12 protein-coding genes and 2 pseudogenes are annotated in these 13,981 nt (G+C 70.8%); 13 read left to right on the plus strand and 1 reads right to left on the minus strand.

The window, feature by feature from the left end; translation table 11 throughout:
* The first annotated feature begins 133 nt into the window (after positions 1-133).
* From ACNFOC_RS01595 to ACNFOC_RS01625, 7 genes and pseudogenes are all read left to right on the plus strand, one after another.
* A complete protein-coding gene (locus ACNFOC_RS01595) occupies positions 134-766 on the plus strand; it encodes a hypothetical protein (protein WP_416955787.1) in 633 nt (210 codons plus the stop codon).
* A 154-nt stretch (positions 767-920) separates the two neighbouring features.
* Positions 921-1,535: a sigma-70 family RNA polymerase sigma factor gene (locus ACNFOC_RS01600; RefSeq protein WP_416955789.1), complete on the plus strand. Its 615-nt coding sequence runs from the start codon at positions 921-923 to the stop codon at positions 1,533-1,535.
* 82 nt (positions 1,536-1,617) lie between these two features.
* Positions 1,618-1,866, plus strand: a pseudogene (locus tag ACNFOC_RS01605) (DJ-1/PfpI family protein); the annotation flags it as partial.
* A gap of 127 nt (positions 1,867-1,993) precedes the next feature.
* A pseudogene (locus tag ACNFOC_RS01610) lies at positions 1,994-2,209 on the plus strand (helix-turn-helix domain-containing protein); the annotation flags it as partial.
* A 103-nt stretch (positions 2,210-2,312) separates the two neighbouring features.
* On the plus strand, positions 2,313-3,380 hold the full coding sequence (locus tag ACNFOC_RS01615) for an ABC transporter substrate-binding protein (RefSeq protein ID WP_416955791.1): 1,068 nt from the start codon (positions 2,313-2,315) through the stop codon (positions 3,378-3,380).
* An 11-nt stretch (positions 3,381-3,391) separates the two neighbouring features.
* Positions 3,392-4,462: a FecCD family ABC transporter permease gene (locus tag ACNFOC_RS01620; protein ID WP_416955855.1), complete on the plus strand. Its 1,071-nt coding sequence runs from the start codon at positions 3,392-3,394 to the stop codon at positions 4,460-4,462.
* Positions 4,459-5,268, plus strand: coding sequence for an ABC transporter ATP-binding protein (locus ACNFOC_RS01625; RefSeq protein WP_416955793.1), 810 nt, complete (start codon positions 4,459-4,461; stop codon positions 5,266-5,268). Before ACNFOC_RS01620 ends, ACNFOC_RS01625 begins: the two co-directional genes overlap by 4 nt.
* Positions 5,269-5,332: 64 nt before the next feature.
* On the opposite strand, the gene ACNFOC_RS01630 is transcribed toward ACNFOC_RS01625, so the two are convergent.
* Complete coding sequence (locus tag ACNFOC_RS01630; RefSeq protein ID WP_416955795.1) at positions 5,333-5,560, minus strand: heavy-metal-associated domain-containing protein; 228 nt, start codon at positions 5,558-5,560, stop codon at positions 5,333-5,335.
* 190 nt (positions 5,561-5,750) lie between these two features.
* Between ACNFOC_RS01630 and ACNFOC_RS01635 the strand changes: the two genes are divergently transcribed.
* From ACNFOC_RS01635 to ACNFOC_RS01660, 6 genes are all read left to right on the plus strand, one after another.
* Positions 5,751-7,169: an MFS transporter gene (locus ACNFOC_RS01635; protein WP_416955797.1), complete on the plus strand. Its 1,419-nt coding sequence runs from the start codon at positions 5,751-5,753 to the stop codon at positions 7,167-7,169.
* 16 nt (positions 7,170-7,185) lie between these two features.
* The gene (gene asnB / locus ACNFOC_RS01640) at positions 7,186-9,003 is read left to right on the plus strand and encodes an asparagine synthase (glutamine-hydrolyzing) (RefSeq protein WP_416955799.1); all 1,818 of its coding nucleotides are present in this window, start codon (positions 7,186-7,188) and stop codon (positions 9,001-9,003) included.
* A 12-nt stretch (positions 9,004-9,015) separates the two neighbouring features.
* Complete coding sequence (locus ACNFOC_RS01645) at positions 9,016-10,257, plus strand: cytochrome P450 family protein (RefSeq protein WP_416955801.1); 1,242 nt, start codon at positions 9,016-9,018, stop codon at positions 10,255-10,257.
* Between the two features lie 139 nt (positions 10,258-10,396).
* Entirely contained in the window at positions 10,397-11,380 is a 984-nt protein-coding gene (locus tag ACNFOC_RS01650) for an L-tyrosine/L-tryptophan isonitrile synthase family protein (RefSeq protein ID WP_416955803.1), read from the plus strand.
* A 160-nt stretch (positions 11,381-11,540) separates the two neighbouring features.
* A complete protein-coding gene (locus tag ACNFOC_RS01655) occupies positions 11,541-13,115 on the plus strand; it encodes an MFS transporter (protein WP_416955805.1) in 1,575 nt (524 codons plus the stop codon).
* A 100-nt stretch (positions 13,116-13,215) separates the two neighbouring features.
* A complete protein-coding gene (locus ACNFOC_RS01660; RefSeq protein ID WP_416955807.1) occupies positions 13,216-13,944 on the plus strand; it encodes a GntR family transcriptional regulator in 729 nt (242 codons plus the stop codon).
* The last annotated feature ends 37 nt before the right edge of the window (positions 13,945-13,981 follow it).

The following is a 13,981-nucleotide window of genomic DNA, read 5'->3' on the forward strand; positions in this document are numbered from 1 at the left end:
GTCGGACGGGATTCCCATCGAGTTCCGGCTTGTTGCTGTGGTCTGGATCACATGCTGTGGATTGAGTGTGGTGGGCTATGGGTTTGCGTACCGACACATGACGGTCGACGCCCTGATGCAAGGATGAGGCGCCATGAGGCCAGGGTGGTGTTCTCGAGCGATACGGGCCGCGGTGTTCGCGGCCGTCTGTGTGCTGCTCGCTGCCCTGGGCCACGTCATGATGTCCGGGAACCACGTGCCCGGGTGGGCACTGGCCGCAGGGTTCGTCTCGACCGGTGCCACGGGCTGGTGCCTGGCGGGCCGTGAGCGCGGGCTCCCGCTGATCGTGACGGTCGTGGTCGCCGCCCAGACGGTGCTGCACTCCGCGTTCTCACTCGCCCAGTCGGCGTCCGGTGAATCGGCCTCCATGAACATGAACATGGGCTCGATGCGGACGGACTCCATGGACATGGGGCACACGAGCACGACCCCCATGGACTCCATGCCCATGGGGGACTCGTCGGCCGGCATGCTCGGCGCCCACCTGCTGGCCGCACTGCTGTGCGGACTATGGCTGGCGTACGGCGAGCGGGCCGCGTTCCGTATCCTGCGCGCCGTCGCCGGCCGGCTGGCGGCTCCGCTGAGGCTGTTGCTCGCCCTTCCCGCGCCCACGGACCGGCCGTCCGTCCGTGTGCGCGGCCTCCACTCGGACCGGGCCCCGCGCCTTCTTCTTCTGGTCCACACGATCACTTCCCGGGGGCCGCCAGTTCGGACCGCTGTCGTCTGAGACAGCCGGTATCCCGAGGCCGCCCGTGCGGCGTGCCCCGGGCCACGGCCGTACGTCCGCGCAAGCGCCGTAGGGCCGTCTCACCCCACTCACCGGACCGCCCGCGTTCCCGCGTGCCTCGGTCCGGATCACGGATGACTGAGAAGGACTCCAGGTGATCACTCCTGCCCTGCCCGCTTCGCGCGGCAAAGGCGCGAAAGCGGCATCTCTCGACGAGGCGATCACCGCGTGGGCGCTCGCCGCCCGGGGCGGTGACGCGGACGCGGTCGAGCACTTCGTCCGGGCCCTGCAACGCGACGTCCAGCGGTACGTGGCTCATCTCTGCGGCGATCCACAGGCCGTCGACGACCTGGCACAGGACACGTTCCTGCGCGCGCTCGGCAGCCTGCACCGCTTCGAGGGCCGCTCCTCGGCGCGTACCTGGCTGCTGTCGATCGCCCGCCGGGCCGTCATCGACAGCTACCGTTACGCCGCCGCCCGGCCCCGCCTGTCCGACGTACCGGACTGGCAGTTGGCGATCGAACTGGCCCAGCCGATCGACCTGCCCGGCTTCGACGACGGTGTCGCGCTCCTCGACCTGCTGGCCGCGCTGCCGGACGAGCGCCGCGAAGCCTTCGTCCTCACCCAGATGCTGGGCCTGCCGTACGCGGAGGCGGCCGAGGCGAGCGACTGCCCGATCGGCACGGTCCGCTCCCGGGTGGCGCGGGCCCGGGCGACGTTGACGGATCTGCTGGCCGAGGCGGACGAGCCCGCCGTAGCGGCGGGCTAAGCGCGACAGGGGGTGTCGGTGCCGGCCGTTCGGACTCGGCACCGACACCCCCGTCACCAGCTGACGCGGGAGTGAGATCGCGATGCAAGGTCAACAGACCGGCGGGCAGCGGCACTTGGTCGTCATTCCGCTCTACGACGGGGTTCAGAGCCTCGGTTTCTCGGGACCCGCCGATGTCCTCTCGGGGGCGAACGCCGTTGTGGTCGACGTCCGTTACGACGTCATGACGGTCTCCCTCGACGGTGTTCCGGTCCGTACCTCCAGCGGACTCACCGTCCTGCCGGACCGTGCTCTCGCCGATGCGACCGACGCCGACACGGTGATCCTTCCGGGGGCCGACGGCATTCCGGTGGTCGGGGAGAAGACCGCCGGAGCGATCGGTGTCCTCGTCTACATGGCCCGGCTCCTGGTCACCTACCTGAGGAAGCCGGGCGGACAGGCGCAGTTCGCCGCACCGGACGTCCGCTCTGTTCCGGGCACAGGTCGGCATGTCGGCCAAGGAGTACGTGCGGCGGGCCCGGGTGGGCGCGGCGACCCGGCTGCTGACCGAGACGGTCCGCGACGTCGAGGACATAGCGCGGGAGGCAGGCTTCGGTACCGAGGCCACGATGCGCAACGTCTTCCTCCGCGTGCTTCGGGTCTCGCCGCACGAGTGCCGCGAGCGCTTCTCCTGAGCCGTATGGCCAAGTGGGCGGGAACTCACGGGGAGTTCACCCCGACTACTGGAGCGGGTGACGGACGGTCGCCCATGTACCGAGTGGAACCTGGAGACTTGCGATGCGTTCTCGTGTGTGGGGATGTACGGCGGCCGTCGTGCTCGGCGGCCTGCTGGCGGCGGGCTGCGGTGCCGGAGCGAAGGGGACGGCCGACGTGAGCGCCGGGAAGGCCGTCTCGGGTGACTACCCGGTGTCCGTCACCGACTGCGCGGGTGCCCGGACCACCTTCTCCGCCGCCCCGAAGAAGATCGTCACCAGCAACGCCTCCAGCCTGGAGCTGTTGCTCCGCCTCGGCGCCGGCGGCAAGGTGATCGGCACCGGATTCCCGCCCGGCAAGGGCACGTTGAGCGGCACGCTCGACGCGCAGGCGCAGCGGGTGAAGGTGCTCAGCCAGAGCGTGATCCCCAAGGAGAAGCTCCTCGGCTCGGGCGCCGACCTGTACATCGACACGTTCGCGTCGATGGGCGGCATGGGCAACGGCATGGGTGACACGCCGACCGCCGAGGAGTACAAGGCGGCCGGGATCAGCCACATCTACCTGAAGTCGACCGCCTGCGCGGCGCAGAGCAAGAGCGCGGTGACCGACCTGTCCGCCGTCGAGGCCGACATCACCTCCCTCGGCGCGGTCACCGGCACGAGCACCAAGGCGAAGGAACTCGTCGCCGAGATGAAGACGAAGGTGGCCGCGGTCCAGAAGGCGGTCGGCGCCACCGCGGAGAGCGCGCGTCCGACCTACTTCTTCTTCGACTACGACTCCGGCACCAAGCAGCCCACCGTCGTCTGCAACCGCCAGCTCGCCAACGCGGTCATCACCCTGGCCGGCGCCCGCAACGTCTTCGCCGACTGCGACGCCGACTACAAGCAGGTCGGCTGGGAGGACGTGATCGCCGAGAACCCGGACTGGATCCAGCTCGCGGTCCGCAACCGGGGGAGTGACGCGGCGAACGAGAAGGCGTTCGACGAGGCGGAGAAGTGGCTGACGTCCAACCCGGCGACCAAGGGCCTGAAGGCGGTCGAGGAAGGCCACTTCCTGCGCATCGGCTCGGAGCGGACCACCATCGCCGGGGTCCAGAACGCCGACACGGTCGAGGAGATCGCCAAGACCCTCTACCCGGGCAAGGTCGGCTGACCGTGGCCTCCTTGGTGGTACGGCGCGAGAGCGCCGGGCGAGCGTCCGCGGAGACGCGCAGCCTGCGCGCGGGCCCGTTGGCCGTCGTCCTCGCCGTGGCCCTGCTCGTGGCACTGACGGCCGCGGTCGCCCGGGGCTCGACATCGATCCCGCCCGCCGAGGTGTGGAGCGTGGTGTGGCGACGCCTCTCCGGTGAAGCACCCCGCCCGGGCACGAACGACCTGATCGTCTGGCAACTCCGGCTCCCACGCGCCCTGTTGGCCGCCCTGGTCGGCGCCGGACTCGGTCTCGTCGGTACGGCCGTGCAGGCCCTGGTGCGCAACCCGCTGGCCGATCCGTACCTGCTGGGCATTTCCAACGGCGCCTCGCTGGGCGCGGTCGCGGCGATCGTGCTGGGCCTCGGGGCGGGCGGTGGGCTCGGACTCGGGTTGTCCGGCGCGGCGTTCGCCGGAGCGCTGGCCACCTTCGCGCTCGTGTGGGCGATCGCCCGTCGGGGCGGCGGATTCGCCCCGCTGCGGCTGGTGCTGGCCGGTGTCGCGATCGGCCAGTTCCTGTCGGGCTTCACCAGCTACCTGGTCCTCCAGGCGGGGGACGAGCAGCAGACCCACAGCGTGCTGTTCTGGCTCATGGGCAGCCTGAGCGGGGCGAGTTGGCCCCTGCTCGCCGTCCCCGCCATCGCCGTACCCGTCGCCTGGCTGTGTCTTCAGGCGCGCGCCCGCGCGCTGAACGCCCTGCTCATGGGCGACGAGACCGCGGCCGGGCTCGGCGTCGACGTCACCCGGCTACGGCGTGAACTGTTCACCGTCACCAGTGTGTTGACCGGCGTCCTGGTCGCCGTGTCGGGCGCGATCGCGTTCGTCGCGCTCATGGTGCCGCACGTCTGCCGCCTGGTCGTCGGGGGCGACCACCGCCGACTGCTGCCCCTGTCCGCTCTCTTCGGCGCCGTACTGCTGGTGGTGGTCGACATCGTCTGCCGTACCGCGATGGACACGCAGGAGCTGCCGGTCGGCGTGGTGACCTCGCTGCTGGGGGCCCCGGCCCTGCTGTATCTGCTCGATCGGCGTCTGGGGAGCGACAGTTGAGGATCGACATCGAGGACCTGCACGTCGCGTACGCCGGACGTACGGTCGTGGCGGGCGCCCATCTGATGGCGGCCGAGGGCGAGATCACCGGCCTGGTCGGGCCGAACGGCAGCGGCAAGTCCACGCTCCTGCGCACCGTCTACCGGCACCTACGACCCACGGCCGGGCGGGTGTTGCTGGCCGGCACCGACCTCCGTGAGATGAGCCCGGTGCGGTCGGCCCGGCATGTGGCCGCCCTGCCGCAGGAGCGGGGGAGCGACTTCGAGTTGACCGTGCGCGAGGTTGTCGCCATGGGGCGCACCCCGTACAAGCGGGCCTTCGCGGGCGAGGACGCCACCGACCGGGACATCGTGGCCCGTGCTCTCGCCGACGTCGGCATGGCCGGCCACGCCGGACGTCGCTTCACGGCCCTGTCCGGCGGCGAACGCCAACGCGTCCTGCTGGCAAGGGCGTTCGCGCAGAACCCGGACGTCCTGGTCCTGGACGAGCCGACCAATCACCTCGACATCCGCCACCAGGTCGAACTGCTCGCCCTGTTGCACACCCAGCGCCGTACGACCCTCGTGTCGCTGCACGACCTCAACGCCGCCGCGTCGGTCTGCGACCGGCTGCATGTACTGCACGCCGGAGCCGTGGTGGCTTCCGGACCGCCACGCGAGGTGCTCACACCGGAGTTGATGTCGGAGGTGTTCGGTGTACGTGCGGCAGTGATCGACCATCCGCTCACCGGGGATCCGCTGATCGCCTTCGACCATCAGACGCCCGCCGATGCGGAGTCGACCGAGGTGGTGGAGACCAGCGTGTGAGCCGGGGTGGGCAGGACGACGGGGGTGGTGTCGTCCTGCCCGTTCCTCGGTTCGGCAGGTTCGGTCAGGCGGCGACCGAGTCGGAGATCGAGTCGGCGACGGCGTAACCGGCCTCGACGATGGCCGCGCGCAGCCGCGCGTCGTCGAGGTCCGTGCCGTGCACGGTGACGGAGTGCGCGGCGAGGTCGACCACGACTTCACTCACGCCCGCCACTTCGCCGACCTCTTCCTTGACGCTCGCCGCGCAGTGCTCGCAGGTCATGCCGGTGACGTTGTACTGCTTCTGAGCCATGGGGAACTCCTGTCGTCTTGAGGGGCTGTCTTTCAGTAGTCGGCCGAGCGGGGCGCGGAGTTCCCTTCGCCGGCTCGGACATCGCTCACCGTTTTGCCGGCCGCCGCCCGGGAACTCACCCCGGTTTTCCCCCGACTTGTGGGACGAGGCTGCCGTCCGGCAGCCCACCCGTGAGGGGAGGGGCACAGAGGTGACGCACCGAAGTCCCGGTTCGGAACAGCCCGGCCACATATCCGTCGGCAAGGCACAGGAGGACCGCTGGCTGCTGGTGGCGGTGGCGGGCGTGCTGTCGTTCATCGCGATGCTCGACATGAACATCGTCAATGTGGCCCTGGCGGACATCGCCGACGGTCTGCACGTATCCGCCGCGACCGCACAGTGGGCCGTGCTGGGCTATCAACTCCCCGTTGTGGCCCTGTTGTTACCGGTCGGCCGGTGGCTGGACGGCGTGGGCCCGCGCTCGGCGGCGCTGACGGCGACCGCGGGCTTCGGTCTGTGCAGTGCCCTCGCGGCCGTCGCCCCCTGGGCGGCCTGGCTGATCGCGGCCCGCCTCGCGCAGGGCGCGTTCGGCGCGGTGCTGTTCGTGCTGATGCCGGTGCTCGCGATCCGTTCCGTACGACCGGAGTTGAGGGCGCGGGCGATGAGCGTGCCCGCGACACTGGGTCCGCTGGGCGCGGTGACCGGACCGGCGGTGGGCGGACTGCTGCTCGACCATCTGGGCTGGCGTGCCGTGTTCCTGGTCAAGATCCCGTTCTGCGTGCTCGCCCTGGTCGTCGCCTGGAAGGCGATGCCGAGGGACGGCAGGCTGCGCGCGCCCGATCGCCGGTCCATGGCCGACGCGCTGCTGGTTGCCGCCGGCGTCGCGGCCCTGCTCCTCGCGCTGACACTCGCGGCGGACGACCCGGCCTGGCTGCTCCTCGCCCTGGCCGCCGTACCACCGTTGTGGCGCTGGCTGCGCGGCCCCGGCGGACGCCCGGTGACCGGCGTACTCCGCGCGACGGGACTGCTCCCGGCCCACGGAGCGGTACTGACCCTCGCGGCCGGTTTCGCCGCCATGCACTACGTCGTCGCCCTGCACCTCCAGCGCGACGAGGGGCTGAACGCCACGACGACCGGCCTGACCGTGCTCGCCTTCCCGCTCGGCATGGGCCTGGCGGGCCCGCTCGGCGGACGCCTCGCCGACCGCTGGGGCGCCCGGCCGGTCGCGCTCACCGGCGCCGCGCTCACCGCCACCGGCCTGCTCCTGCTCGTCCCGCTCGGCGCCGGCTGGTCGGCGGGGGACGTGGCCTGGCGGCTGGCACTGGCCGGCATCGGCATGGGCCTCTACGGCGGTCCGACGCAGGCCCTGGTGATGGGCGCCGCTCCGCCGGACCGGACGGCGACCGTCGGTTCGACGGTCCAACTCGCCCGCAGCCTGGGCTTCACCCTCGGCCCGGCCCTGGCCACCACCGCCTGGGCGCTGGCCGGCGGCGCGCGAGCGGGGCTCGCCCTGGCCGCCACCGCCGCCTGCCTCGCCGTACCCCTGCTCGCCCTGTCCGGCCCGAGGTCCACCCCCGTCCCCGAGCAGCCCGAGACGTCGACCGACGCGGCGCCCGCCGCCCACCACTGACCCAGGAGCCATCCTCATGTGCGGAATCACCGGCTGGGCGTCCTTCCACCACGACGCCCGCAACCGGGCCCCGGTCATCGAGGCCATGACCGCCACCCTCACCCCGCGCGGCCCCGACGCCGGAGGCGTGTGGCTCGGCGAACACGCCGCGATCGGCCACCGCCGCCTGTCCGTCATCGACCTCGCGGGCGGCGTACAGCCCATGATCGACCAGTCGGACGTGGTGCTCAGTTACAGCGGCGAGGTCTACAACCACCACCAACTACGGGCGGAGCTGCGCGGGTTGGGGCACGAGTTCCGCACGCGCAGCGACACCGAAGTGGTGCTGCGTGCCTACGCCGAGTGGGGCGAGTCGGTGGCCGACCACCTGGAGGGCATGTTCGCCTTCGCCGTCTGGGACGAACGCGAGCAGCGACTATTGCTGGTCCGCGACCGACTCGGCGTAAAGCCCTTGTACTGGGCGCCGGTTGACGGCGGCCTCGCCTTCGCCTCCGAGCCCAAGGCCCTGTTCGCACACCCGGAGATACGGCCCCGCGTGGACGCCGACGGCCTCCGGGAGGCGTACAGCCTGGTCTTCAACACGGGGCCGACCGTGTGGTCCGGCGTACGCGAGGTCGAGCCCGGCGGCCTGCTCGTCCTGGACCGGGCCGGCATCCGTGAGCGCCGCTACTGGCAGTTGGAGGCGGGCGCCCACGGCGACGACCGGGACACGACCGTCGAGCGGATCCGCGAGCTGGTCGGAACGGCCGCGCGCGGCCAGCTGGAAGCTGACGTCCCGCTGTGCAGCCTGCTCTCCGGCGGCCTCGACTCCACCGTCCTGACCGCCCTCCTCGCCGACGAACTCCGCCTGCGTGAGGGCCCGGACGCCCGCATCCGCTCGTACGCCGTCGACTACAGCGACCAGGCGTCAGAGTTCACGGGGGACGTGCTGCGCACCGGCCACGACACCCCGTACGCCACCGAGGCCGGTGCCTTCATCGGCACCGACCACAGCACCGTCGTCCTCGACCCGCTCGCCCTGCTCGACCCCGAGCACCGCAAGGCGGTCGTCGTGGCCCGCGACTCGCCGATCGGCGTCGGCGACATGGACACCTCGCTGTATCTCCTCTTCGGCGAGATACGACGGCACTCGACCGTCGCCCTGTCCGGCGAGGCGGCGGACGAGGTCTTCGGCGGCTACCCCTGGTTCCACAACCCGAAGGCGCTCGCCGCGGACACCTTCCCCTGGCTCCTGGTGACCGGTGACGACGCCGCGATGCCGCTCAACCCCGAACTCGACCTGCGCATCGGGGAGTTCCGCGCCGACACCTACCGCGGCGCGCTGGCCGCCGTACCGCATCTCGACGACGAGACACCCGCCGAACACCGGCAGCGCGAGATGCAGCACCTGTCCCTGACCCGCTGGCTGCGCCAACTCCTGCACCGCAAGGACCGGTTGAGCATGGCGCAGGGCCTGGAGGTGCGCGTCCCGTACTGCGACCACCGGCTCGTCGAGTACGCCTTCACCACCCCCTGGGCGCTGAAGAGTCACGACGGCCGGGAGAAGAGTCTGCTGCGCGCGACCGGTACCGGCCTGGCGCCGGAGTCGGTCCTGTGGCGGCCCAAGAACCACTACCCGGCCACCCACCACCCCGACTACAACCGCGGCTTGCAGAACATGGCCCGCGACGCCCTGGCCACCGAACAGGTCCGCGCCCTCGCCGACGAGACCCGCATCAAGCCCTGCCTCGACACCCCGCCGGACCAACTGGAGTGGGGCCACCGGCTGCGGCTGGAGCGCGTCGTCGACCTCGCCCTCTGGCTCGACCACCACCAGCCCGAACTCGCCCTCTGAGGAGCCTCGTTCATGACCGTCCAAGAGCCTGTGGCCGCCGAGCCCGTACCGCTGATGGGCTGCCCCTACAAAGCCGACCCCTATCCCCTCTACGAAGAGATGCGCGACGCGGGCCCGGTCCACCGCGTCCTCTTCCCCAGCGGCGTACAGGCATGGCTCGTCACCGGCTACGAAGCCGCCCACTCCGCCCTCAACGACGACCGCCTCGGAAAGAACCACGAGCGCGGCAACGACAGTTGGCGTGCCCGCGCCTCGATCATGCCGGAGCCGCAGCACTCCCAGCTCCAGGCCCACCTCCTTCACCAGGACCCGCCCGAGCACACCCACATGCGGCGCTTCGTGACCGACGCGTTCACGCCCCGTCGGATCGAGGAACTCCGGCCCCGTTTCCAGGAGTTGGCGGACGCGCTGGTCGACGCTCTGCCCGGGACCGGCCCAGCCGACCTCGTCGCCGGCTTCGCCGCCCGCTTCCCCTTCCAGGTCCTCGCCGAAGTCATCGGCCTCCCGCGGGAGTTGGCGGACCGCTTCGACCGCGACTGGGGCAAGGTCGTCCAGCCGGTCGGCCCCACCGATCCGGGACGCCCGAGGTACGAGGCCCGCCTGCACGGCCTACAGAGCTACATAGCCGAGGTCGTCTCCCACAAGCGCGAACACGGGGAGGACGACCTGCTCAGCCGACTCGTCGTGGCCCGCGACAGCCACGAACTGTCTCAGGAGGAGCTGGACTCGATGATCTTCCAGCTCCTGGTCGCCGGCCAGGAACCGGTCACCAACCAGATCACGACCGCCCTGATCGCCCTGTTCCGCAACCCGGACCAGCTGACCCGCCTGCGCGACGACCCGGCTCTCCTGCCCCGCGCGGTCGAGGAACTCCTGCGCTACGACAGCGCCTTCGAGCTGACGACCTGGCGCTTCTTCGACCAGGACAGCGATCTGCACGGCACCGAGGTCCCGGCCGGCGACTCGGTGATCGTCTCCCTGTGCGCGGCCAACCGCGACCCGCGCCGCTTCCCGGACCCCGACACCCTCGACCTCGACCGCTCCCCGAACCCCCACCTGGCCTTCGGCCACGGCATCCACTTCTGCCCCGGCGCCGCCCTCGCCCGTGCCGAACTCCAGACCGCGCTCGGCACCCTGCTCGCCCGACTGCCCGGCCTGCACCTGGCCATCAGGGACGAGGACATCGAATGGATCCCGGCCGTCCTGGGCCGCGGCACCAACCATCTGCCCGTCGGCTACGACCGACGCCTCTGACACAGAGCTCGGGATGACCGGGGCGGGCGCGGACGCCCGCCCCGCCTCCACCTGACCTGCCCCACCCGACCCACGGCGCCCGGCCATGACCCGCCACGGCGCCATGCCGTCATGCCCGCACGCCACCCGGAGGAACGACATGCCGTTGACGACCACGCCGGACACCCTCCCCACCAGCACCAGCACCAGCACCAGCACCAGCACCAGCACCAGCACCAGCACCAGCACCAGCACCGCGATCCTGAACCTGCTCCTGCCACATCACCGCACGACCGACCGGGCCCACGCCTCGGCCGAGGCGTTCCCTCATCAACTGGGCCAGATCACCGACTTCGTACGTGCAGGCGCCCCCATCGCCTTTACCCTCCCCGGCTTCCCATGCAAGTCCCCCAACCCGGCCAAGGTCCTCGGCCACCTCCCCGACATGGGCGAACGCCTTTCCCTTACCTTCCTGAACACCCTCTGTACGGCGATCGAGCGCATCTACCCACCCGGCGCCCGCATGGTCATCTGCTCCGACGGCCACATCTTCGGCGACCTCATCGGCGTCCCCGACGAGAACATCGACGCCTATGCCGATGAACTCCGCATCCTGATAAGCAAGTTGGGCCTGGAGAGACTGTCCGTCTTCGACCTGCGTGATGTCCTCGGTGACCTCTCGCACGACGAGAAGCGAGCCCACGTCCACAGGCGTTACGCCCCGCACCTGGACGTGCTGCGCGGCGAGATCCGCGCCGACGACCATGCTCTGGCGTTGTACCGGGGGATCACCCGTTTCCTCGTGGAGGACACCGCCGATCACCGGGGCACCCGCTCAGCGCTTCAACGCGCCTGTCGGCAGCGCGCGTACGGAGTCATGCAGCGCAGTCGAGCCTGGGGCGACCTCATCGCCGACCACCACCCCGACGCCGTACGCCTGTCCATCCACCCCCAGCCCATCGGCGCCCCCAAGTTCGGCATCCGCCTCCTCGACGCACCCGACGTCTGGACCACCCCCTGGCACTCGGCTGCCCTGTGCCGCACCGACGAGACCTGGACCCTCATGCCGAGGACCAGAGCTGCCGAGCAGGGGCGGCTTGTCCAACGCGAAGGCCGCCCCAGCCACTTCGAACAGAGTCGATGACGAGCAGTGCCGCACGTGGCAGGCCGCGGAGGCCTCCCGGCTGATGGCCTTGGAGCAGGTCAGGCGTATCGGCACTGTCTGCCGCCGCTATACGCCATGTATGGTGAACCGTCGTCGCTATACACGGCGTATAGCGAACCGGTGTCTTGGAGTCCGTCTGATGAGCACGGCAGTGAACGAGTCGAGTCCGTCGGACACGTCCCCCGCGGCCCGCCGGAAGGTGTTGAAGGCCCTCAGCGGGCTGCTGCTCGCGCTGTTCGTCTCCACCCTCAGCAGTACGGTCGTCTCCAGCGCGCTACCGAAGATCATCGGGGCGGTGCACGGGTCGCAGACGCAGTACACGTGGGTCGTCACCGCGACGCTCCTCACCACCACGGCGACGACGCCGATCTGGGGCAAGCTCGCCGACCTGTTCAGCAAGAAGACCCTCGTGCAGGTGTCCATCGGCGTCTTCGTGCTGGGCGCCCTGGCGTCCGGGGTGAGCCAGACCGCGGGGCAGCTCATAGCCTCGCGGGCGTTGCAGGGGGTCGGGGTCGGAGGCGTGCAGGCTCTCGTCCAGATCACCCTCGCGGCGATGATCCCGCCCCGCGAACGCGGCCGCTACAGCGGCTACTTGAGCAGCGTCACGGCCACGTCGACCATCGGCGGGCCGCTCCTCGGCGGTGTCATCGTCGACACCTCGTGGCTGGGGTGGCGCTGGTGCTTCTTCATCGGCGTGCCGATCGCGGCCGTATCGCTGTTCATGCTCCAGCGGACGCTGAACCTGCCCGTCCTCCGCCGTGAGAACGTCAAGATCGACTACCTGGGGGCGACCCTGATCGCCTCGGGTGTCAGCGTGCTGCTGGTGTGGGTGTCGTTCGTCGACAACTCCTTCGGCTGGGCCTCGTGGCAGACCGCGGTCATGGTGGCCGGCGGGCTGGCGCTGATCGGCGCGGCCGTGTGGGTGGAGTCGCGGGCCGCCGAACCCGTCGTACCGCTGCACATCGTGCGGCAGCGGACGACCGCGCTGGCGATCGTCGGCAGCCTCGCCGTCGGTACGGCGATGTTCGGCGCCGCGGTGTTCCTCAGCCAGTACTTCCAGCTCAGCCGTGGGCACAGTCCGACCGAGGCGGGTCTGCTGACGATTCCCATGATGGCCGGCATCCTGATCGCCTCCACGGTCGCGGGGCGGCTGATCAGCAGGACCGGGAAGATCAAGCCGTTCATCATCACCGGCGCCGTCCTGCTCACGGTCGGGTTCGCCGTGCTCGGCACCATCGACTCGAAGACGCCCATGCTCCTGCTGGGCGTGGCGATGCTGTGTGTCGGGATGGGCGTCGGCATGACGTTGCAGAACCTGGTGCTCGTCGTGCAGAACACCGTGCCGCTGAAGGACATCGGCTCGGCCAGCTCCACGGTGTCGTTCTTCCGGTCCCTCGGCGGCACGATCGGCGTCTCCGTCCTCGGCGCCGTACTCGCCCGGCACGTCCAGGACCAGATCGCGCACGGGCTCGCCTCCGCGGGACTGCGGACCACGGGCACCGCCTCCGATGTCTCCGCGCAGCCCGCCGCCGTACAGGAGATCATCCATGTCGCGTACGGCGACGCCACCGCCCAGATCTTCCTCCTCTCGGCCGGTGCTGCCGTCCTCGCCGTGGTCGCCGCGCTCCTGCTGAAGCCGGTCAGCCTGCGCAGCAGCCTCGACCTGACCGAGAAGAGCGGGGGAACGGCGACGGTCGCCGCGGAGGCGGGGTGACGGGCCGAACCGGTCGGCGATGTTCTGCGGGCACCCCTCTCTCAACCCGTCTACCTGGGTAAACTGTCGGGAACGCCAAGTGCCTTGAGGGGGAGTCGGGATGCCGCCGCACAGTCCTTCCGCGGCCGGGGTCCCGGACGAGGGCGAGGGTGACGAGCGGAGTGTGCCGCCCGTCCGGCAGGCGCTGTCGGACAGCGTGTACGAACGCATCAAGGCGATGGTCATGGACCACGAGATCGCCCCCGGCGCCCGCGTCGGCATCGAGGCGCTGGCCCGCACCCTCAAGGTCTCGCCGACGCCCGTCAGGGAGGCGCTGGCCCGGCTGGAGTCCGACGGGCTGGTGGTGAAGCGGGCGCTCTCCGGATACCGGGCCACGCAGTTGCTCACCCGGCAGGGTCTCGACGAACTCTTCGAGATGCGGCTGCTGTTGGAGCCGAAGGCGGCCGCGCTGGCCGCCGGCAACGCGACCGAGGCGCAACTCGACGGCCTGGAGCGGATCGTCGAGGAGATGCAGGCCCACCCGAGCCCGAACGAACGGTACGCGTCGTACCGGGACTTCGCCGCCCTCGACCAGCGCTTCCACGAGGCGATCGGACAGGCCGCGCACCGACCGCTGTTGGCGGACGCGGTGCAGCGGCTCCACGCGCATCTGCACATCTTCCGGCTCAGCAAGGTAGTTGGCGCCTGGGGCCCGACCGTCGCCGAGCACGAGCGGATCGTACGCGCGGTGCTGCGTCGCAACCCCGAGCGGGCGGCCGAGGCGATGACGGAGCACCTGACGCGCAGCCTGGAGCGGCAGATCGAGGACGGCGAGGGGTCCGGGTCCTGAACGGCCGCTGCTGAAGCCGGAGTTGGGGGCCTGCTCC

This window comes from Streptomyces colwelliae (genome assembly GCF_048158785.1).
In the GTDB taxonomy this organism is placed as follows: Bacteria; Actinomycetota; Actinomycetes; order Streptomycetales; family Streptomycetaceae; genus Streptomyces.